This is a genomic window from Corallococcus terminator (genome assembly GCF_003611635.1).
Taxonomy (GTDB): domain Bacteria; phylum Myxococcota; class Myxococcia; order Myxococcales; family Myxococcaceae; genus Corallococcus; species Corallococcus terminator.
In genome coordinates, this window is the sequence record NZ_RAVZ01000160.1 from 1 (window position 1) to 21,602 (window position 21,602).

The following is a 21,602-nucleotide window of genomic DNA, read 5'->3' on the forward strand; positions in this document are numbered from 1 at the left end:
CCCCCGCATCGCCCGGGCGCCCCCCACGGCGCAGACCACCGTGCAGCGCTGGTGGGCGGACCCGGTGAGCGACCGGACGCTGGAGACGGTCTTCACCCACGACCACTTCGGTCCGTCGTCGCACCAGCAGCACGGCTTCTTCGGTGCCCTCATCGTGGAGCCCAAGGGCTCCAAGTGGAGGGACCCGCGCACCGGCGTGTACTACGGCTCGCGCGTGGCGGACGGCGGGCCCACGAGCTGGCGCGCGGACGTCATCATGGCGGACCCCACCAAGAGCTTCCGTGAGTTCGCGCTCGGCTTCCAGGACTACAACCCGCTCTACGACGAGTGCGGCGTGCCGGTGAATCCGCCCAACTACAAGGAGGACGCGCTGCCCGCCGCCATCGGCTTCGAAACCACCCCGATGCCGGAGGCCATCAGCGCCGCGGACCCCGGCGGCATGATGATCAACTTCCGCAGCGAGCCCATCCCCCTGCGCATCTCCCAGCGCTCGTCACGGTGTGCCAGCCGCAAGCTGCTGACCACCAAGGCCGGGGAGATGTCCAACGTCTTCCGCTCGGACATCCACGGCGACCCCTACACCCCGCTGCTCGCGGGCTACGAGGGCGACCGCATCAAGATCCGGCTGGTCCAGGGCTCCCAGGAGGAGCAGCACAGCTTCAACCTGCACGGGCACAAGTGGCTGCGCGAGGGCGGCGACCCGCACAGCGGCTTCAGCAACGCGCAGGCCATCGGTATCTCCGAACACTTCGAGTTCGAGCTGACAGGCGGCCTGCCCGCCATCGGCGGCACGTATGAGACGGCCGACTACATGTACATGAGCGCGTCCACCGGCGACCTCTGGAACGGCATGTGGGGCCTGATGCGCACCTACCGCCACAAGCAGAAGGGGGTGCGCACCCTGGGGGACGTGGCGATGCTCGCGGTGGACACCAACCCCCGGTTGGACCTGGCGCTGTCGGCGGGAGGCAAGGAGCAGCTCCAGGCCTATCCGCCCGTGGAGCTGCTGGAGATGCCGGACCGCGCCGGCCTGCCCCGGCTGGACGAGAAGGACGTCTCCATCCAGGAGTCCTTCGAGATCAACGAGAAGGGCGAGGAGGTGAGGCAGCGCACCGTGGAGTACGTGCTGGAAGAGCGCGAGGCGATGATGAAGATCGACCCCAACCTCGTGCTCCAGTACGAGAGCACCGGGAAGCTGGGCATCAAGCCGGTGAAGGTGGACTCGTGCCCGCGCAACGCGCCGGTGCGGCTCTACGAGGTGTCGGCGATCGACGCGAAGAACTGGTTGCCCGGCGGACGGCTCGTCTACAACGCCGAGTACAAGATCCATGACCCGGACGCGGTCATCTTCGCCCGGGACATCCACCTGTCGGACCTGAAGCTGGGCAAGCGTCAGCCGGAGCCGCTCATCCTGCGTGCACGCGCCGGCGAGTGCGTGCAGGTCGTGCTCAGGAACCGGCTGCCCGCCACGGCGATGACCAAGTCGAACGTGTGGGCGCACCACTCGGCCATCACGTCGGGCTTCAACGTCAACCAGGTGCGCATGTCGAACCACGTCTCGCTGCACCCGCAGTTGGTGAACATGGACGTGAACACGGACGACGGCGCGAACGTGGGCCTCAACGCCGTGCAGACGGTGGCGCCCGGCACCACGCGCACGTACCGCTGGTTCGCGGGCGAGTTCAAGAGCGCCCCCTGGGGATGGCCGACGAAGGGGCAGATCACCCCCATGGAGTTCGGCATCGTCAACCTGCGCGACATGGCGGACGTGGTGAACCACGGCATGCACGGCTCCATCGGCGCGCTCGTCATCGAGCCGCAGGACGCCGACTGGAGCACCGACTCCGGCACGGAGGCACAGGCGCGCGTCCGGTACACGCGCCCGGACGGCAGCAAGCAGACGTTCCGCGAGTTCGTCCTCCTCTACCAGGACGACCTGGGCCTGCACACGGACGACCCCCGCTTCAAGGATGACTCCAGCAGCAACCTGAACAGCGGCACGGCGCTGCGCAACACGAACGGCATCGACGACTCGCAGGACACCGGCCAGAAGGCATTCAACTACCGCACGGAGCCGCTCTGGGCCCGGCTGGGGGTGCCTCCGCAGATGCCGCCGGAGGACACCAACGACTTCGAGCTCACGAACATCCTCAGTTCCTCCGTGCACGGAGACCCGGCCACGCCGGTGTTCACCGCCAAGGTGGGCGAACCGCTGCGCTGGCGGGTGGGTCAACCCTCCGGCCATTCCCGCCAGCACGCCTTCGCGCTCCACGGTGCCGAGTGGTACCGCAACCCGTGGGCCGCCGGGGCGCAGTCGCGGGTGATGGGTCCCAATGCCACCTCACCGGTCATCTCCACGCAGGGAGGTTCGTCGGTGATGCACCACTGGAACATCATCCCGGAGTACGGCGCGGGCGGGGCCTACGGCGTCAAGGGTGACTACCTCTACCGCGACATGCCGAGCTTCCTCTGGAGCAGCGGCGGGCTGTGGGGCGTCTACCGGGTGCAGTAGCTGCCTGCCTCCCGGCACTTCGTAGGACCCGGGCGGCGCGGTGGGGGAAGTCCCTTCCTCCTTCGCGCCGCCGGCTTCCCTTCCCTGCTCACCGCCGCTCCGAGCCGTCTTCATGCGCAAGCCCCTGTTCCTCGCCTCCGCCGGTCTGCTGTCCGCGGGCCTCCTCGCCGTGGGCGCGCACGCGGTGTTCCCGCGCGCGTCCACCTCGGTGGTGCCACCGTCTCCCATCCCCGCGCCTGCCGCGTCGCCGCCGGTGAAGGTGACGCGCGAAGGGGTGTCGCTCGCGTTCAGTCTGGCGCTGGCCCCCCGGCCCCTGGAGGCCGAGCGGGGCTCCTCCCTCCAGGCCACCTCCCGCCTCACCCTCACCGATGCCCGCACGGGAGAACCGCTGGCCGGGCGCCGGCCCCTGGCATGGATGCGATTGCGTCCCCAGGGTGAGCCCGCGCCGGATGAGGCCGCGTGCCGCCAGCAGGTGAAGACGTACCTGGGCGGCCTGATGTCCGCGCGCGCGGACGTGGACTTCAACGCCTACTGGTTCCTCACGCTCAATCACGATCAGACGATCTCCGTCATCAACCCGCAGATCGCCTTCGACCGCACCAAGCTGCAGCACCTGGTGTCGGTGGGCGGTGGCGCGGCGGACTGGGCGCTCTTGCCGGACCGGTCGGCGGTGTACGTGACGGTGCCGGTGATGGACACGGTGTCCGTCGTGGACACCGAGCGGTTCCTCGTGACGCGTCCCCTGCGCGTGGGCCGACAGCCGGGACGCATCGCCCTCTCCCCGGATGGGCTCACCGCGTGGGTGAGCAACGATGGCGACGGGACGGTGAGCGTCATCGACACGCCGTCGCACGCGGTGCGGGACCCGGTGGAGGTGGGACCGGGACCGCATGCGTTCGCCTTCTCCGACAGCGGACGCATCGCGTGGGTCTCCACCCGGGAGGCCTCCACCCTCACGGCCGTGGACGTAACCACCAGCGAGGTGCTGGGCCGCGTGGACGTGGGCGCTGGCGCCACGGGCCTTGCCTGGAGCGAGGTGGCGCGGGCCCTCTTCGTCGCCCGGCCCGGCACGCGCGAGGTGGTGGTGGTGGACACCGTCCGCCGCGAGGTGTCGCGCCGCATCCCCGTGCAGGGCGGACTGGATGCGCTGCGCTTCGACAACACCGGCCGCTGGGCCTTCCTCGTCCACAAGGACGCCGGCACGGTGGACATCCTGGACGCGGCGCGTGGGCAGGTGGCCCATACGCTCACCGGCTTCTCCGCGCCGGACACCGTCGTGTTCACGGACGCCTTCGCCTACGTCCGCAACACCACCGACAGCCGCGTGTCGCTGGTGGAGTTGAAGACGCTGGAGGGCACGGGCCGGCCCGCGGTGGTGCAGATCACCATGGGACAGCGTCCCGCCGCGGAGGCGCGGGAGTTGGGCATGTCGGATCCCATCGCGCCGCTGCCGGAGGGCAATGGCGTCATCGCCGCGGGCAACGCGGACCGGGCGCTGTTCCTCTACCAGGAGGGCATGATGGCCCCGCGCGGCACGCACCTGAACTACGGCCGCGAGCCTCGCGCGGTGCGGGTGTTGGATCGGTCGCTGCGCGAGGTGGAGCCCGGCGTCTTCACCGCCCAGGGCAACGTGCGTGAGAACGGCACCTACGACGTCCAGGTGCTGCTGGACAATCCGCGCGTGGTGACGTGCCTGGAGTGGAAGGTGGGCGGCGTGCCGGAGGATGCGTCCCTGGCCCGCACCCTGCCGTTGAAGCTCACGCCGGAGTTCGACGCGAAGCGCACGTACGCGCCGGGACAGGCGGTGCCGCTGCGCTTCCGCCTGGAGCCCACGGCCGGGAACGGACAGGCCCCGGTGGCCCCCGAGGAGATCCGCGTGCTCCTGTTCAAGACACCGGGCACCTGGCAGGTGCGCACGGAGCCCCGGCGGGTCTCGGAGGGGCTCTTCGAGGTCGACTTCGCGCCTCCGTCCCCGGGCCAATACAAGTTCGTGGTGGGCGTGGAGGGCCGGGGGCTCGACCTGGGCCGTCTGCCCACCTCCACCCTTGGCGTGTCGCAACCGCTCGCGACCGCCCTCACCGCCGAGACGTCCCCATGATGACCCCGACCTGGAAGCAGGCCCTGTTCGCCCTGGCGCTGACGTGCGCGCCGCTCGCTCACGCCGAGGACGAAGTGCGCGTGCCGCTGCCCACGGCACCCGCTCCTTCCGGCGCGTCCCTGGACGTGAAGGTGCCGGACGTGGAGCTGGTGGATCAGCACGGCCGCAAGGTGAAGCTGTGGACGGACCTGGTGCGTGGCCAGACGGTGGCCATCAACTTCATCTTCACGCGCTGCAAGACCATCTGCACGCCGATGACGGCCACGCTCGCGCGCGTGCGCAAGGACCTGGGGCCGCGCTCCAACGTGAGGTTCATCTCCATCACGCTGGACGTGAACAACGACTCCCCGGAGCGGTTGGCCAGGTTCGCCGAACCCTTCCAGCCCGGGCCGGACTGGTCCTTCCTCACCGGAGAGCCCGCGAAGGTGAAGGAGGCCCTGGTGGCGCTGGGCGGCTACGTGCCCGACAAGGAATCGCACCGGCCGCTGGTCCTCGTGGGCAATGCGCTCACGAACACATGGACGCGGGTGGATGGGCTGGGCAATCCCTCGCGCATCGTGGAGGCCGTGCGTGAGGCCCGGGACACTTCCGCCGCGCCGTCCGAGCTTTCGGCCGTGGACGGCACCTCCGCCCAGGACGCCGCCGCGGCGAAGTACTTCACCAACACGGAGCTTGTGGATCAGCACGGCAAGACGCACCGGTTCTACGAGGACCTCGTGCGCGGCCGGACGGTGTTGATCAACTTCGCCTTCACCTCCTGCAAGGGGGCGTGCTCGCCCATCACCCAGCACCTGTCGGAGGTGCAGAAGCGGCTGGCGTCCCGCATGGGCAAGGACGTGCACATGCTGACGCTGTCCGTGGACCCCACCAACGACACGCCGAAGAGCCTGGCGAAGTTCGCGAAGAAGTTCGGCGCGCAGCCCGGGTGGTACTTCCTCACCGGCTCCCGGGAGAACATCACCCTCGTGCTGAAGAAGCTCGGCAGCTACGCGGAGAAGCCGGACGAACACAACACGACGCTGCTCATCGGCGATTCGGCCACGGGCATGTGGGTGAAGTCTCCCGTGATGGCGATGACCGACAACATCGTCGCCGCGGTGGAACACCTGAACGATCCGAAGTGAGGGGGCGCGGCATGAGGGGGAGGAGCGTGTGGGTCGGGCTGGTGGCGCTGCTGCTGCTGACGGGCTGCAAGCGCGAGGAGCCACCCCGGGCCGTGGATCCGGCGGCGGTGAAGCACGGTCGCAGGCTCTTCCAGCAGGGACAGGATGCGAAGGGCCAGGCCCTCACGGGCTTCCTGGGACCGGAGCGGGTGGAGTTGAGCGGAGCGGTCGCCGCGTGTGCCCGGTGTCACGGACCCTCCGGACGGGGCAGTCGCGAGGGCGGCGTGGAGGTGCCGGACATCACGCCGGGTTCGCTCGGCCATGCGCGGGCAAGAGGCCTGGGGGACACGGAGGACCGCTCGCGTCCCGCGTACACGCGCGCCACGCTGCTGCGGGCCATCACGGGGGGCGTGTCCGCCAGCGGTCGTGTGCTGGGCGTGGCCATGCCCCGTTACGCGCTCGTGGACGGCGACGCGGACGTGTTGCTCGCCTACCTCCAGGAGCTGGGCGTGGCGACGGAGCCCGGCCTCTCCAGCAGCTCGCTCACGGTGGGCGCGGCGCTCCCGCTGACCGGACACCTGGGCCCGGTGGGACAGGAAGCGGCGGCGGTGGTGCGCGCGGTGTTCGCGGACGTGAACGCCAGTGGAGGCATCTTCCGGCGCAGGTTGGAGCTGGTGGTCGAAGACGATGCGGCGCTGTATCCGGAGTCCACGGGGAGAGAGGCCACGACACGACGGCTCGACCCGAACGACGAGGCGAGAAAGGACAAGGCAGCACTGGAGTCCATGTCCCCTATGGGAAGCGCGGATGCCACCACGCGCCTGCTCGACCGGGACGTCTTCGCCCTGGTGGCCAGCCTGCGTCCGACGCGGTTGGACTCCGATGCGCTGTTGATCCGCGACGGCGTGCCGCTGGTGCTCCCCCTTCCAATGGAGCCAGGCCCCCTCCCCGACGAGGGTCCCATCTTCTTCCTCTACCCGGAGGCCGCGTCCCTGGCCCGACTCGTGGTGCAGCACCTGGCGTCCACGTCCGAGCCGCTGTTGCGGCGACGCCCGCTCGCCGTGGTGCACCCGGACGACGCGCCGGGCCGCGCGTGGCGGGACGCGGTGCGCGCGGAGGCCCACCGACGGGAGCTGGCCGTACCGCTGGACTGGGGTTCGGCAGAAGACGCGGTGGCGACGTTGAAGCGGCCCTCCGCCTCGCCTCCGTTCGCCGTGCTGTACACCGGCACGCCGGAGGGCCTGAGCGCCCTGATGGTGGCCCTGGAGGCCCAGGCCCCGAAGGTCCCCGTGTTCGCCCCCGCGACGCTCGCGGATCCGCGCCTGCCGGGTGTCGCGGAGGGGCGCATCACCTTCCTCTTTCCCGGCGGGCTGGGCGAACGCGCGCCCGCCCTGGATGACGTGGCCGCGTTCATGGAGCGACACGGCTTGAAGCCAGGGCATCCCGCGTTCCAACTGGGGGCCTACGCCGCCGCCCGGGTGTTCGTGGAGGCCGTCACCCGAGCGGGCGCGGACCTCACGCGCGCGGGCCTGCAACAGCAGTTGGAGGCCCTGCGCGACTTCGACACGGGGGTCTCCCCGCCCGTCAGCTTCGGCATCAACCGCCGGGTGGGCGTCCAGGGCGCACAGCTCGCACGGGTGGACCCCATCACGGGTCGGCTCGTGGCCGTGTCGGATTGGATTCCACTGTCACCCTGAGCCTCACCCTTCCGCGCGCGGCACGGAGGGAAGCTCCAACACCACCCGCGCGCCTCGGCCCTCCGCCGGGTCCACGTAGGCCCGGCCACCATGGCGCAGCGCGACCTCCCGGACGATGGCCAGCCCCAGACCCGCGCCGGGCCGGCCCTCCGCGCCCGCCACGCGATGGAACGGTTCGAACACCGCCTCACGCTCCGTGGCGGGAATGCCCGGACCGGTGTCGGCGACAACCACCCGGTTGCGTCCCCCCTCCACCGTCAACCGCACGTGGATCTCCCCTCCCGCGGGTGAGAACTTGAGGGCGTTGCTCAGCAGGTTGTCCACCGCCTGTCGCAGGCTTCCCGCGTCGAACCAGGCCTCCGCCCGCGCCGGGGCTTCCAGGTGGACGAGCATCCCCCGGCGCTCGGCTTCCGCGCGGGCCCCTTCCACCGCCTGGGCCAGCACCTCCCGCAGGTCGCCCTTCTTGCGATCCCACGAGCCGCGTCCCGCCGAGGCCATGTCCAGCAGGGTGCCCGCCAGCACCGCCAGCCGGTCCACCTCCGCTCGCGCCTCCCGGAGTGAAGCGCGCAGCTCCTCCGGACTCCGCTCGCGCCGCAGCGCCAGGTCCATGCTGGTGCGCATGAGGGCCAGCGGCGTGCGCAGCTCGTGCGCCGCGTCCGCGACCAGCCGCTCCTGTGCCTCGCGCGCGCCGCGCACCCGCGCCGTGGCCTCCGCGAGCGCGGAGCTGAGCTGACCGATTTCATCCTTCCCCGGATCCACCTGGGTGGGGGACACCAGGTCGCCTTCGCGCAGCCGCCCCAGGTTGAGGGTGATGGCCTCCAGCCGCCGCGCCATCCGTCGCGCCATCGTGGTCTGCACGCCCAGCAGCACCACCCCCATCGCCGCCGCCATCGAGAACGCCAGCCGGAAGTACGACTCCACCGAGCGGTCCACCTGCCCGAGCGACGCCAGCAGCCGCAGCCCGTAGCGCTCCCCTTGCGGCGAGCGCACGTTCACCATCACCTCGCGCCAGCGGTTGCCGTCGGCGGACACCTCGGTGACGAGGACCGGCTCCCCGTCGCGACTGTCGGGCACGCGGGGCGGTTCCTCGGGGGCGCCTTCGGGCACCGGCGGATAGCGCATCACCAGCCTTCCATCCGCTTGATACAGATAGCCCTGCGGCGCGAAGGGACGCACCTGCTCCACCAGGGGCGAGACGGCCATGTGCAGGTGCACCTTCTGCCCCGGCCCGTCGAAGAGGCTCACGCTCTCCACCGCCGCCTGGGCCAGCAGGGCGTGGTCCAACGCGCGCTCCAGGTCCACGCGGAAGAGCTGTCCCGCCACGACCAGGGCGCCCAACGTGGCCAGCGCGGGCACCAGCGCCCCGTGCAACCACAGGCGGCGCGTCAGCCTCACGCCGCGCGCCCTCCAGGGGGGCCCACCACCAGCTTGTAGCCCACGCCGCGCACGGAGCGCAGCGTCACATGCGAGGCCGCCAGCCGCTCCAGCTTCGTGCGCAGATAGCCCACGTACACGTCCAGCACGTTGGCGCTGCCATCGAAGTCCGGCCCCCACGTCTGTTCCATCAACCGCGCGCGCACCTGCGGCTCGCCGGGGTGGCGGGCCAGCGCGCTGAAGAGCGCGAACTCACGCGCGGTGAGCGACTCCTCCCGCGAGCCGACGCGCAGCACCCGGCGCCCCGGCTCCAGCACCAGCTCGCCCAGGCGCACCACGCCGTCCTTTACCTCGCTCCGCCGACGCAGGACCTCCAGGCGGGCCAGCAGCTCCTCGAAGTCGAAGGGCTTCACCAGGTAGTCGTCCGCGCCCGAGCGCAGCCCCATCACCTTGTCCGCGGTCGTGCCCCGCGCCGTCAGCATCAGCACCGGCGTGCGCACGCTCGCGTCCCGCCAGCCGCGCAGCAGCGTCATGCCGTCCATGTCCGGAAGGGACCAGTCGAGGACGATGACCTCGTAGTCCTCGGGAGTCCCCAGTGCCAGCGCCTCGCTGCCGCGCGTGCACACCTCCAGGGTATGTCCCTCCTCCTCCAGACCGCGCCGGAGCAGGGACACCATCTTCGCTTCGTCCTCGATGAGCAGGAGTCTCATCCGCATCCTCGAACCGTGCCGTGGGGCTCCGCGGCGCGGGGAGTGTTTCACGGCGCACCGCGCCATGGCCAGCGCGCCCCCTGCGTGCGACGGCCCGGCCAGCCGTCCCCTGTCCAGGCCGTCTGCTCCCAGGCTGGGCGCCACGGCACACGTTCGTCGAAGACGGCGGGGCCGAAGGCGGGCAACGTGCGCACCTCCCCGCCCCTCTTCGCAAGGAGCAGCCCGGATGGCGTCGTCCCCCTCCACGCGTATCCACGCCGAAGTCCTCGACTACGCCGACGGTGAGACCGTCTGCGAGGGCTACGTCGCCCACGATGCCTCGCACGAAGGCAGACGGCCCTGCGTCCTGATCGCCCACGCCTGGGACGGACAGAACACGTTCATGCGCGCCATGGCGGAACGGTACGCGGAGCAGGGCTACGTCGGCTTCGCGTTGGATGTGTATGGGAAGGAAGTCCGTGGCGAGGTGACAGGGGACAACTCCCACCTCATGGGACCCTTCATGCAGGACCGGGCCCTGCTGCGCCGCCGCATGCTCGCGGGACTGGAGGCCGCGAAGCGCCACCCCCGGGTGGATCCCCAGCGCATCGCGGTGCTCGGCTATTGCTTCGGAGGTCTCTGCGCGCTCGACCTCGCGCGCAGCGCTCCGGAAGGATTGAAGGGCGCGGTGAGCATCCACGGGGTGCTCCAGGCGCCCGACCTGGGACCCCAGCCGCCCATCACCGCGAGCGTCCTGCTGCTGCACGGCTGGGAGGATCCGGTCGCCCGGCCTGACGCCGTGCTCGCCATCGCGCGAGAGCTGACGGAGGCGGGCGCGGACTGGCAGCTCCAGGCCTACGGCCACGCGATGCACGCCTTCACCTTCGAGGGCGCGAACAATCCCCAGGCCGGCATCCTCCACCACCCCGTCGCCGCCCGGCGAGCGGAGGCCGCGCTGCGGACCTTCCTGACGCAGGTCCTGGGTGACACGACCCCGGGCACATGAGTTCTCGCCACGGGGCCCAGCGCAATTCGCGGGCCTGAGGCAAGCTTGGGCCCAGGGGGCCGGGCGCGGGATGAGGGGTGTCCTGCCTGGCGTTCAGCCCCTGGCTCCGGGAGGTCCTTCGTGACGGACGACGTGGTGCAGGCGCTATCGAAGGTGTTGTCGGCGGAGTCGCTCGTCACCGACCCGGACATCCTCCAGGCGCACCGGAACGACCAGGCGGAGTGGGCGCCGTCGGGGATGCCCTCCGTGCTCGTGCGGCCCGCGTCGACCTCCGAGGTCCGCGCCGTGCTCGACGTGGCCCGCGCGCTCCGCGTGCCGGTGGTGGCCCGGGGCGCGGGCTCTGGCCTGTCGGGCGGGGCGAACGCGATCGAGGGCTGCATCGTCCTGTCCCTCCTGCGGATGAACCGGGTGCTGGAGGTGGATCGGCGCGGCATGCTGGCCGTCGTCCAGCCCGGCGCGCTCAACGCCGCGGTGAAGGCCGCCGCTGCGGAACAGGGGCTCTGGTACGCGCCGGATCCGGCGAGCTGGGAGTTCTCCACCATCGGAGGCAACCTCGCGACCAACGCGGGCGGCCTGTGCTGCGTGAAGTACGGCGTGACGGGGGACGCGGTGCTGGGGCTGGAGGTGGTGCTCGCGGATGGCTCCGTCGTGCGCACCGGCGGACGCACGGTGAAGAACGTCGCGGGCTATGACCTCACGCGGCTCTTCGTGGGCTCGGAAGGAACGCTGGGCATCATCACGGAGGCCACGCTGCGGCTGCGCCCCCGGCCTCCGAAGGCGACCACGCTCCTGGCCACGTTCCCCACGCTCGTGGGCGCGGGCACGGCCGTCTCCGACATCATGGGGACGACCCGGCCGTCGCTGCTGGAGTTGATGGACCGCACCACCGTGCGCGCCGTCGAATCCTGGAAGCCCATGGGCCTGGATGTCGGGGCCGCGGCCCTGCTGCTCGCGCGCTCCGACGCAGGAGGCGCGCAGGGCGAGGAGGAGATTGGCCTGATGGCGGCGGCCTGCGAGCGGGCCGGGTCCACCTTCGTGATGAACACCACCGACGAGGCCGAGGGCGAGCTGCTCATGGGCGCGCGGCGGTTCGCCTTCCCAGCGCTGGAGCAGCAGGGCGCGACGCTGCTGGACGACGTGGGTGTGCCCATCTCGCGCATCCCGGAGCTGCTCGCGGCGGTGGAGCGCATCGCGGAGCAGCACCGGGTCCTCATCGGGACCTTCGGTCACGCGGGCGACGGGAACATGCACCCCACCGTCGTCTTCGACCGCGACGACCTGGACGCGATGACACGGGCGAAGCAGGCGTTCGACGACATCCTGCACGCGGCGCTGGACCTGGGAGGCACCATCACCGGCGAGCACGGCGTGGGTTCACTCAAGCGCGGCTTCCTGCCCGCCCAACTGGGTCCGGAGACGCTGCACCTGCACCGCACCCTCAAGGGCGCCCTCGACCCGCTGGGCATCCTCAACCCGGGCAAGCTGGTGTGAGCGGGGAATTCCGCTGGGGGCCGGTGAATCCCGCTGTGATTCCAGGGGGTTGAGGGCGAGCAGCGGGAAAATAAATGGCGTGTCGATCTCGCGGACACAGGTTCGTCGTGTGGATGAAGGCGACGTTCCATCCCTTTCGACGGAGACGCACCATGGCCACCAAGATCTTCATCAACCTGCCCGTCCAGTCGCTCGACCGCGCGGTCGGTTTCTTCACGAAGCTGGGCTACACGTTCAACCCCCAGTTCACCGACGCCAACGCCACCTGCATGATCATCTCCGAGGACATCTACGCGATGTTGCTGGTGAGGGACTTCTTCAAGACCTTCACCACGAAGGAAGTCGCGGACGCCACGAAGGTGACCGAGGCCATCATCGCCCTCACCGCGGACAGCCGCGCCGCCGTCGACGCGCTGATGGAGAAGGCCCTCGCCGCGGGTGCCAAGGAGCTGAAGAGCATGGACCAGGGCTTCATGTACCAGCGCAGCTTCCAGGACCTGGACGGCCACCAGTGGGAGACCTTCTGGATGGATCCCGCCGCCATCAAGTAGGCCCGGCGTCCACGTCAGAGCGAGCGCTTCATGCCTTCATGGCTCGCCTCGAAGCCCAGCCGCGCATAGAAGCGATGGGCCTCGAGGCGGCGCTTGTCGGTGGTGAGCTGCATCAGTCCGCAGCCGCGAGCCCGGGCGCGCGCCATCGCGTCCTGCATCAACAGCTCCCCGATGCGCTGTCCCCGCAGGTCCGAGCGCACGCGCACGGCCTCCACCAGCGCCCGCCGCATCCCGCCCCGGCTCAGGCCCGGGATGTACGTGAGCAGGAGGGTGGCGATGACTTCCCCCTCACGCACGCCGACGATGAGTTCGTTGTTCGGGTCGGCGGCGATCTCATCGAAAGTCGCGCGCACGGCGGGCACGGGCTCCTCAAGGTAGCCGGTGCGCGAGCGGGCGATGGCGTCATCCGCGAGCAGCGCGAGGATGACGGGTAGATCCGTGGACGTGGCGACGCGGAAGGTGGTGGGGACCATGGCCCCCGAGCCTGCCCTAGCGAGTCTTGTCCTGGTAGACCTTCACCAGCGCGTTGATGCGCCGTCCGCTGGGGTCCTCCGCGCGAGGATCGGCGATGACGAGCACCCACTTGCCCGACACGACCGCGGACCCCACGGCGTCACCGACGAGCCCCCACGCGGACTCCTGGGCCTGGTCGGCCTTCGCCGCGCTGTCGAAGGAACACAGGGTGGCCTCCAGACCGCTCACCTTGCCGGCCTTGCACTTGCCACCTGGCAACTTCTCGCCGACGTCGGTGAAACCGGAGGGGGCCTCACCCTCCGCCTTCCATGCAGCGAGGATGTCGTCCACGTCGCGGGAGCACCCCGCCAGGAGCAGGGCCATCAGCGGAAGGAGCGTGCGCCGCATGGTCAGTGCCGTCCCTTGGACTTCTTGTGCTTGTCGTGTTTGCCGTGGTGCTTGCCGTGGTCGTGATGGTCGTCGTGATGCTCGTGCACGACGTGCTCCTCGCGGATGATGACCACCTCCCGCTCGCGCCGAGGCGGAGGCGGAGGCGGAGCGCCGACGCGCAGCTCGACCCGGGGCACCGGCAGGTTCAGTCCGACCTGGATGATGGGGCCGTGGTACTGGGGCGGCGGGGCCACCGTCACCACCGGACGCGGGACTTCCCAGCCGCTGTAGACCGTGTTGACGCGTCCGCGCCTCGGGCTGTCGCGCTTGTACTCGTCGGGGTATTCGCCCGCGTAGTAGTGGACGTCCTCCCGGTCCACGAACTCCTGGCGCGGCGGCGGCGCGTAGGCGTGGTAGTGCGGCCCGTCGTGGTAGCAGTACTCGACCACGTCCACGTCGACCTGGATGTAGACGTTGAGGACCACCGGGTGGTGGCCATAGTAGGCGTGCCGAGGCCCCTCGTAGCCGAAGGGCGTCGGGTCCCCGATGAAGATGTGGACGTCATCGCGCGTGCGGTAGAGCGTCTCGCCGTGCACCGGCGCGGCGGTGTGCACGTGCATCGTCTCGATGTGGCACAGGCCGTCCGCGGGCCTTCCGGTGCGCGGATGCATGCCCGCGTGCTTCCACGGCTTCGCCTCCGCGACGCTGGCGGAGACCAGCAGCAGCACGGCGGACAGGCCGGCCAGGGGCAATGGTGACGACATGGGGGAGTCCTCCCTGAAGCGAAGGCTTCCCCCCTCTGACCCCGACCGCACGGATTCGGCCACATGCGGGTGGGCGGATTTCGGGCGCCATCGGCGCGGCGGCCTCGAACTCGTCCCGAACCGCCCCCTTCAGACCCCACTTTCCAGGCACCTTGTTATCGTGCGCGCGCCATGAACGAGCCCACTTCCGCCTCGGATCCACGCATCGGCTCGGTGTTGCAGGGGCGCTACCGCATCATCGAGCGACTCGCGGCGGGGGGCATGGGCATTGTCTACCGGGGCGAGCGGTTGGAGGTGGGCAAGTCCGTCGCCATCAAGTTCCTCCACGCCTGGGCGGCGCGGGAGGAGGACTTCCGCAAGCGGTTCCAGGTGGAGGCGCGCGCGATGAGCCGCCTCACCCATCCGTGCTGCGTGTCGGTGATGGACTTCGGCGTGGATGAGGAGTCGCCGTACATGGTGATGGACTTCGTCACCGGAGACACGCTGCGTGGGCTGCTGCGCGAAGGCCCGCTGCCATTGCCCCGGGCCCTGGGCGCCCTGCGGCAGGTGCTCGCGGGCCTGGCCCACGCACATGAGCAGGGCATCATCCACCGGGACATCAAGCCCGAGAACATCATCGTCACGCACGCGGTCGGGCTCGGGGAGCAGGTGCGCATCCTCGACTTCGGGCTCGCCAAGCTGCGCGACGAGGTGACGGGCATCACCTCCGGGATGATGCTCGGGACACCGGCCTACATGGCTCCGGAGCAGATTCATGGCGAGCCGGTGGGTCCCCCCACGGACCTCTACGCCGCGGGCGTGTTGCTCTTCGAGTTGCTCACCGGCAAGAAGCCCTTCTCCGCGACGGGCAACGCGGAGCTCCTGCGCATGCACCGCGAGGTGACACCGCCGCTGCTGCGCGCCGTGGCCCCCGAAGCCGGCTTCCGCGCGGAACTCGAAGCGGCGCTCGCGAAGGCGATGGCGAAGTCACCGGCGGAGCGCTTCCAATCCGCGACGGAGTTCCTGGCCGCGCTCGACGGGGCCGGGCCAGGTCCAGCGGTGACCTACGCGGTGCCTTCGGCCAGCGACGCACCGACGCTGCCCCTCCCGGCCGCCCACACACCCGCACGTCCCGGTCAGGAAGCGCTCGCGACCCGGAACGGCCGGGCACGCCCCCGCGTGACGCCAACGGACCTTCCAGCCGAAGCCCGGGTCCTGGCGCCCACACCGGTGGCTTCGACTGAAGCCGTGGCCACAGCGGAGCCCCAGGCCGCCGCCGAAGCCCCTGCTCCCTCCGTCCACGCCCCGCCCCCGGTCTCCCGGGGTCGCTCGCGAAGGACGTGGATGGGGGGCGCGGCGGTGCTCGCCCTGGTTGGAACCAGCCTCGGGGGATGGGCGCTCTGGTCGACGTCCACGGGACCTGCGCCCGCGTCGGCGGAGCAGGCGGACCGCCCGGCACCCGAGGTCCCGAAGGACGAACCTCCCCGGTCGGAGGCCCCCGTCTGGGAGCCTGTCGTGGAGCCCCTTCCGGGCATCGAGGAAGCCCAGCGGTTGATCCAGGCGCAGCGAAGGGACGCGGCCCTGGCGGCGCTGAAGAAGCTGGCCGTGAAACACCCGGCGAGCGCCTACGTCCGCTACCTGGAGGGCAACGTCAACTTCGACAACCTCCGCTGGGTGGATGGCGTGGCGGCCTACCGGGCGGCGCTGCGCAATGACGCCGCGTACCGCAACGCACCCGTCCTCATCCAGAACGCCATCCGCTGCCTCGTCAGCGACCGGTTCCACCGCACCTGCCAGGACTTCATCCGCACGGAGTTGGGCGAAGCCTCGGTGCCCGCCCTGGAAGAGGCCGCGCGCACCAACCCCATGGCCAGCGTCCGGGCCCGGGCAACGGAGCTGCTCCGCCGCCGGGGAACCGGCGCCACGTCCGGGGCCCGCTGAGCCCCGGACAGGGCTTGCTGCGGCAAGGACTGCTCAGCCCCGGCGTCGCCTGAGCGCCATCAGCGCCAGGCCCACAAGGCCCGCCATCATGCCGAAGGGGACGCCCCCACCCGAGGACGAGCAGCTCAGGCCACCGCCCAGGGTCCGCGTGTCGGAGCCCAGGGACAGGCGCCAGGCGCGAGTTTCAGGTGACGGGTCGACGTTGCCGGCCCGGTCCCTGGCGCGCACCTGGAGGGAGTGGCCGCCTTCCAGCACGTCGAAGGTGAGCTCGGCTGAGCACTGCGCGAACTCCGCGTTGTCCAGGCTGCACTCGAACGTCACGCCCTCCTCCGTCGAAGAGAACTGGAACGTGGTCACGCTCGTACGCACCCGGCCTTCGGGCCCCGCCACGATGCTCGTGTCAGGGGCTTTCGTGTCCACCGTGAAGGAGGACTCTCCCTGGGTCTCACTCTCATTCCCTGCGCGATCCTTCGCACGGACCAGGATGAAGTTCTCCCCCTCTGCCATCGACTGCGTGGGAGTGAGGCTCCAGCGCCCGTTTTCGCCCACGAGCGCCTCGCCCACCGAAGCGCCATCCCGCAGGGAGACGACCACGCTGCTCCCGGGCTCCGCACTGCCCTCCAGGAGCGGGATGGCATTCGCGATGGTGGCCCCGGGGGCAGGCGTCGTCATCACCGGAACAGGGGGCGCGCGCGTGTCCACCACCCACGACCAGATGGCGGGACTGCCGTCCCGGTTCCCCGCTTCGTCCACTGCCCGGACCCTGAAGGTGTAGGCATTGTCGGCGAGGACGAAATCGAAGGGACTCGCGCACGTCCCAAAGTCAGCGTCATCCAGGCTGCACTCGAAGTGGCCTCCCGGTTCAGAGCCCGCGAAGTCAAACGTGAACGCACTCTGGGGTTTGTTCTCGAACTCCCTGGGGTGAGCATTCAAGGCGGTATTGGGCGCCAGGGTGTCCACCGTCCAGACGCACTCAGCGGGAACCGGGTCCGCATTCTGGGACGTCTTGTCACGTGCCCTGACCCTGAACGAGTGCCCACCGTCCTTGCTGACGGACACCTTGTAGGGGTCGGTTGGAGTCGAGGAACAGGTCTCGAAGGTGCTCTGGTTGAGGCTGCATTCGAAGGCGACGTTCGCGCCTTCGCCCTTGTCGGACGTGAACGTGAAGGCGTTCTCGAAGGTATTGAGCAGCCTCCTCGTGGGCTCACAGATCATGATCGTATCCGGGATGTCGGTATTGACCGTCCAGGTCCAGACCGCGGGGCTCGCGTCCACATTCCCGACGGGATCCTGGGCCTTCACGGAGAGGGTGTGCACTCCCGATGGCAGCCCGGTCACCTCATGGGTGATGGGACATTCCGCATAGCCCCCGTCGTCGAGGTCGCAGAAGAACTTCACGTTGAGCTCATTCGCACCAAACGTGAACCGCGCCACCGCGCTGTTGGAGGTGCCTCCGTTGGCAGCGGTCGGTCCGGAATCAATGCGCGTCTCCGGCGCGGTGCCATCCACCGTCCAGATGAAGAGCGCGGGCGACGAATCCGTATTTCCCGCCAGATCCCGGGCACGCACCGCGAAGGTATAGGTCCCGTCGACAAGCGACTCGCTGGTGTATCCGCCAGACACAGGGCCAGGGCACTCCGAGAAGAGGGGCTCGGGCGACCCGTTCTTGTGGAGGCGGCAGTCGAACCGCACGTTGGCCTCGGGGGAACTGAACGTGAACGCGGCGATCCGTTGGGAGGTCAGCGGATCCGGTTTGTCGCCCAGCACGGTTTCCGGAACCACCGAGTCCACGAAGAAGGTGCGCGTGGCGGACTCAACACTCGCATTGCTCGCGCCATCCACCGCGATCACGACCAGCGTGTGCTCGCCCTGCGACAGCGCGCTTGAAGGCGTGAAGACCCATCCCCCATCCGCGCGGGCAAGCACCGGGCTCCTCTCGGTGCCATCGATGAAGACCTTCACCGTGGCCTCGCGTTCCGCGGTGCCCTCCAGGTTGGGCACGGTCGTGTTGACGTAGCTGTCTTCCGTCGGGCTTGTCACGACAGGCTGCGACGGCTTCAGCGTGTCCACGGTCCAGGTATAGCTTTCCGCGCTCGTATCCACGTTGCCTGCGCTGTCCCGTGCACGGACCTTCAGCGTGTGTGAACCGTCCGACAGGGCCGGGGTCGTGTACGTGTTGCCGGGAGGGGTGCTGCACTCGACGAAGACCGAAGTGGGACTGTCGAGGCTGCACTCGAACTTCACGCCCGCCTTGTTGGAGTCGAACTTGAAGCTGCCCACATTCACATTCGTCGGCGAAAACGGCTTCTCGATGATCCGCGTCGACAGCTCCGAATTATCCACGGACCAGGACCAGCTCGCGGGAGTAGAATCGAAATTCCCCGCACGGTCTCGCGCCCGGATGCGCATCACATGCGGTCCTTCACTGAGGTTGGTCACCGTATGAGAGTTCGCGGATTGGCAGGGCTCGAACTCCGCGCCATTGTGACTGCACTCGAACGCCGCACCAGCCTCGTTTGAGATGAACGTGAAGTTCGCCGTCGTGTCATTCGTGAACGGCGCGGGCCCGGTGCTGATGGTGGTGTCCGGCAGCACGGTGTCCACGGTGAAGGAGCGCGGCATCGAATCGGGCCCCACGTTGCCCGCCCTGTCCGTCGCGGTGGCCTTCACCGTGTAGCGGATCCCTTCATCGAGCGCGGTCGCGACACCCAGGCTCCAGGTCCCGTCCGCGCTCGCCGTCACCGTGCCCAGCGTCACGCTGGCGGGGGCCGTCTGCGTCACCTTCACCGTGCTTCCGGCTTCAGCCGTTCCGCGAATCGTCGGTTGCCGGGTCGGCACGTAGGCCTCCGCCAGCGGCTCGGTCAGCACGGGGGCAGCGGGGGCGGCCAGGTCCACCTCCCAGCGATGCACCGCAGGCGTCGGGTCCACGTTGCCCGCCCTGTCCCTCGCGCGCACATAGAGGACGTGCGCTCCGCTCGTGAGGCTGGGATAGCTCATCGTGGCGGTGCACACCGAGAACAGGGGGGCCCCATCGAGTAGGCATTCGAACGTCACGCCAGGCTCCGGCGAGGTGAACGTGAAGTCCGCCGTCGCCTGATTCGTGTACGGGTCGGGCCCGGTGCTGATGGTGGTGTCCGGCAGCACGGTGTCCACGGTGAAGGAGCGCGTCATCGAATCGGGTCCCACGTTGCCCGCCCTGTCCGTCGCGGTGGCCTTCACCGTGTAGCGGATCCCTTCATCAAGCGCGGTCGCGACACTCAGGCTCCAGGTCCCGTCCGCGCTCGCCGTGACCGTGTCCAGCGTCACGCTGGTGGGAGCCGTCTGCGTCACCTTCACCCTGCTTCCGGCTTCGGCCGTTCCGCGAATCGTCGGTTGCCGGGTCGGCACGTAGGCCTCCGCCAGCGGCTCGGTCAGCACGGGGGCAGCGGGGGCGACCAGGTCCACCTCCCAGCGATGCTCCGCGGGGGTCGGGTCCACGTTGCCTGCCTTGTCCCTCGCCCGCACGTAGAGGACATGCGCTCCGCTCGTGAGGTTGGAATAGCTCATCGTGGCGGTGCACACCGAGAACTGGGTGTCACCATCGCGAAGGCATTCGAAGGTCCCGCCAGTCTCCGTTGAGGTGAACGTGAAGTTCGCCGTCGCCTGATTCGTGAGCGGCCCGAGCCCAGTGGTGATGGTGGTGTTCGGCGGCGCGGTGTCCACCGTGAAGTTGCGCGTGGCGGACACCGGGCTCTCGTTGAGGGCGGAATCCACCGCCACGACAAACGCTGTGTGCGCGGTCTGGGGCAAATCCGCCCCAAGAACGAAGATCCACTTTCCCGCCGCATCTGCCTTCACGGAGCCCTTCACGGCGCCGTCCAGCGAGACGCGCACCGTGGACAGAGCCTCCGCCGAGCCCTGGAGAAGGGGCCTGACCGTGTTCACGAAGAGATTCTCCGTCGGGGCATCGATGGAAGGCTGCGCAGGCTTGAGGGTGTCCCGGCGCCAGGAGGACACCACGGGCGTGGGGTCCAGATTCCCAGCACGATCCCGTGCCCGGATGTGCATCGTGTGGTCGTCTTCCCCGGCAGCCGTTGCATCAAACGGGCTGACGCAGCCAGCGTACGGCGCACCGTCAAGACTGCACTCGAAGGGGGAGGTCGGGTGCGGCGTTTCGCTCGAGTGGAACACGAAACGGGCGATCGCTCCCTGTTGAGCAGGCTCAGGCCCGTCATCCAGGAGCGTGTTGGGCGCCGTGGCATCCACCGTGAAGGATCGACCCGTCAGGGGGGCGCCAACGTTGCCGGCCTTGTCTGTCGCCGTGATCCGCACCGTGTACTTTGTGCCATCGATGAGTTCGGGCGAGACGGTCAGGTTCCAGTTTCCGCTCTCGTGCGCCACCGCCGTCCACGGCTGCCTTTCTGTCGGGTCGTTCGGAACGGTCTGGGTGATCGTGACCGTGACCGTGCTTCCTTCTTCGGCTGTTCCGGACAGGGTCGGCGTGATGGAGGGGACGTAGGCATCGACAATCGGCGCGCTCAGGCCGGGCACCGCTGGAGCTTTCGAGTCCACCATCCATTGATGAATGGCGGGAGTTGGGTCCACGTTGCCAGCCTTGTCCTTCGCGCGCACCAGGAGCGTATGAGGGCCCTCCGCCAGCTCGCCGAAGGACCGCGGATTCGCTGGCCCCGGGCCTGGCTCCGGGCACTGCGTGAACCCAGCGATCGGGTCGTCCAACAAGCACTCGAAATCCACCGGGCCCATATCCGAAGAGGTGAGCGTGAACTGCGCCGTCGTCGCCGGGTCAAGGAACTGGTGAGGGCCAATTTTCTGGAGGGTGGTGTTCGGAGGAGAGGTGTCCACCGTGAAGAGATGCTCGCCGGACAGTTCACCCGTCTCATCGTCCTCATCCACCGGCGCGACGCGTACGTCATGAGCACCCGCCAACAGCACCTGCTGTGGAAGGAAGATCCAGTCACCGCTCGCGGAGGCCTGTACAGTGCCTTTCGCGTTGGCCGGGTCATTGTCATCGATGAAGACCCGCACCCTGGACAGAGCGGCCGCCTTGCCCTGGATGAGGGGCGTCGTCGTGTTGACGAAACCACCAGCCGCCGGTGTCGTGACCGCCGGGGGGGGATCCACGGCCTTATCGAATCCCGCGCCCTGCCCCGGATCCGCCGGGGCCTGCGTTTCGGCAAAGCCCCCCTGAACGACCTGCACCAGTCCTTCGCCCCCGGCCTCGGCCTCCTTCAAAGCGCTTCCCGCGAGCACGGCCCCGGGCCATCCCGCTTCGGAGAAGGGCGTGCATCCGGACAGCGACCCCGCCTGGAAGTACACGCGCCCGCCACCGCCACCGCCGCCTGAGCCCGCCTGCGGAATCTTGGACGGCCCACCCTCGCCACCACCCACTTCGACGGCGCTGCACCTCGCGGAGCCCGTGAACCACGCGACGATGGTTCCACCCGCCCCGCCACCACCGCCAGCCTCCGACGTCAGCGCGGCATCTCCTCCCTTGGCGAGGATGTCCCCAGGACCGGCCAGCGCATGCCCCCGAATGAAGACGATGCCACCACCT

At 69.6% G+C, this 21,602-nt stretch carries 15 protein-coding genes and 1 pseudogene; 9 read left to right on the forward strand and 7 right to left on the reverse strand.

The features are described 5' to 3' along the window. From D7V88_RS43105 to D7V88_RS22340, 4 genes are all read left to right on the forward strand, one after another. The coding region (locus tag D7V88_RS43105; RefSeq protein WP_504814114.1) for a cupredoxin domain-containing protein at nt 1–2,512 on the forward strand (2,512 nt) is incomplete at its 5' end. A 112-nt stretch (nt 2,513–2,624) separates the two neighbouring features. Further along, nucleotides 2,625–4,610 (forward strand): YncE family protein, encoded by a 1,986-nt coding sequence (locus D7V88_RS22330; protein WP_120542680.1) that lies wholly within the window; start codon nt 2,625–2,627, stop codon nt 4,608–4,610. Next, nucleotides 4,607–5,734 carry an SCO family protein gene (locus tag D7V88_RS22335; protein ID WP_244238310.1) on the forward strand — a complete coding sequence of 376 codons (1,128 nt, stop codon included), beginning with the start codon at nt 4,607–4,609 and terminating at the stop codon, nt 5,732–5,734. The genes D7V88_RS22330 and D7V88_RS22335 overlap by 4 nt, the downstream gene beginning before the upstream one ends. A gap of 11 nt (nt 5,735–5,745) precedes the next feature. After that, nucleotides 5,746–7,410 (forward strand): ABC transporter substrate-binding protein, encoded by a 1,665-nt coding sequence (locus D7V88_RS22340; RefSeq protein WP_244238311.1) that lies wholly within the window; start codon nt 5,746–5,748, stop codon nt 7,408–7,410. A 3-nt stretch (nt 7,411–7,413) separates the two neighbouring features. Here D7V88_RS22340 and D7V88_RS22345 read toward each other — a convergent pair whose 3' ends face one another. Both D7V88_RS22345 and D7V88_RS22350 read right to left on the reverse strand, forming a co-directional pair. Further along, nucleotides 7,414–8,805 (reverse strand): sensor histidine kinase, encoded by a 1,392-nt coding sequence (locus D7V88_RS22345; protein WP_120542682.1) that lies wholly within the window; start codon nt 8,803–8,805, stop codon nt 7,414–7,416. Beyond that, nucleotides 8,802–9,494: a response regulator transcription factor gene (locus D7V88_RS22350; RefSeq protein ID WP_120542683.1), complete on the reverse strand. Its 693-nt coding sequence runs from the start codon at nt 9,492–9,494 to the stop codon at nt 8,802–8,804. The genes D7V88_RS22345 and D7V88_RS22350 overlap by 4 nt, the downstream gene beginning before the upstream one ends. 226 nt (nt 9,495–9,720) lie before the next feature. Here D7V88_RS22350 and D7V88_RS22355 point away from each other — a divergent pair, with 226 nt between their 5' ends. The 3 genes from D7V88_RS22355 (at nt 9,721) to D7V88_RS22365 (ending at nt 12,521) form a co-directional block, all read left to right on the forward strand. Then, nucleotides 9,721–10,479, forward strand: a complete 759-nt coding sequence (locus D7V88_RS22355) for a dienelactone hydrolase family protein (protein WP_120542684.1) — start codon at nt 9,721–9,723, stop codon at nt 10,477–10,479. A 120-nt stretch (nt 10,480–10,599) separates the two neighbouring features. Continuing rightward, complete coding sequence (locus D7V88_RS22360) at nt 10,600–11,970, forward strand: FAD-binding oxidoreductase (protein ID WP_120542685.1); 1,371 nt, start codon at nt 10,600–10,602, stop codon at nt 11,968–11,970. A 152-nt stretch (nt 11,971–12,122) separates the two neighbouring features. Next, nucleotides 12,123–12,521, forward strand: coding sequence for a VOC family protein (locus D7V88_RS22365; RefSeq protein WP_120542686.1), 399 nt, complete (start codon nt 12,123–12,125; stop codon nt 12,519–12,521). A 14-nt stretch (nt 12,522–12,535) separates the two neighbouring features. Here D7V88_RS22365 and D7V88_RS22370 read toward each other — a convergent pair whose 3' ends face one another. From D7V88_RS22370 to D7V88_RS22380, 3 genes are read right to left on the reverse strand one after another with little or no spacing between them, the layout of a single operon-like run. Beyond that, a complete protein-coding gene (locus D7V88_RS22370) occupies nt 12,536–12,994 on the reverse strand; it encodes a GNAT family N-acetyltransferase (protein ID WP_120542687.1) in 459 nt (152 codons plus the stop codon). A 16-nt stretch (nt 12,995–13,010) separates the two neighbouring features. Beyond that, nucleotides 13,011–13,382 (reverse strand): hypothetical protein, encoded by a 372-nt coding sequence (locus D7V88_RS22375; RefSeq protein WP_120542688.1) that lies wholly within the window; start codon nt 13,380–13,382, stop codon nt 13,011–13,013. A gap of 2 nt (nt 13,383–13,384) precedes the next feature. Next, nucleotides 13,385–14,128, reverse strand: a complete 744-nt coding sequence (locus D7V88_RS22380; protein ID WP_120542689.1) for a hypothetical protein — start codon at nt 14,126–14,128, stop codon at nt 13,385–13,387. Between the two features lie 171 nt (nt 14,129–14,299). Here D7V88_RS22380 and D7V88_RS22385 point away from each other — a divergent pair, with 171 nt between their 5' ends. Beyond that, a complete protein-coding gene (locus D7V88_RS22385) occupies nt 14,300–16,048 on the forward strand; it encodes a serine/threonine-protein kinase (protein WP_167509869.1) in 1,749 nt (582 codons plus the stop codon). Nucleotides 16,049–16,081: 33 nt separating this feature from the next. Here the strand turns inward: D7V88_RS22385 and D7V88_RS22390 are convergent, their stop codons facing one another. Beyond that, on the reverse strand, nt 16,082–19,972 hold the full coding sequence (locus D7V88_RS22390; RefSeq protein WP_244238312.1) for an Ig-like domain-containing protein: 3,891 nt from the start codon (nt 19,970–19,972) through the stop codon (nt 16,082–16,084). Between the two features lie 327 nt (nt 19,973–20,299). Next, nucleotides 20,300–20,602 (reverse strand): annotated as a pseudogene (locus D7V88_RS45530) (Ig-like domain-containing protein); the annotation flags it as partial. A 66-nt stretch (nt 20,603–20,668) separates the two neighbouring features. Between D7V88_RS45530 and D7V88_RS44570 the strand changes: the two are divergent. Next, complete coding sequence (locus D7V88_RS44570; RefSeq protein WP_244238313.1) at nt 20,669–21,391, forward strand: hypothetical protein; 723 nt, start codon at nt 20,669–20,671, stop codon at nt 21,389–21,391. Nucleotides 21,392–21,602: the final 211 nt, after the last annotated feature.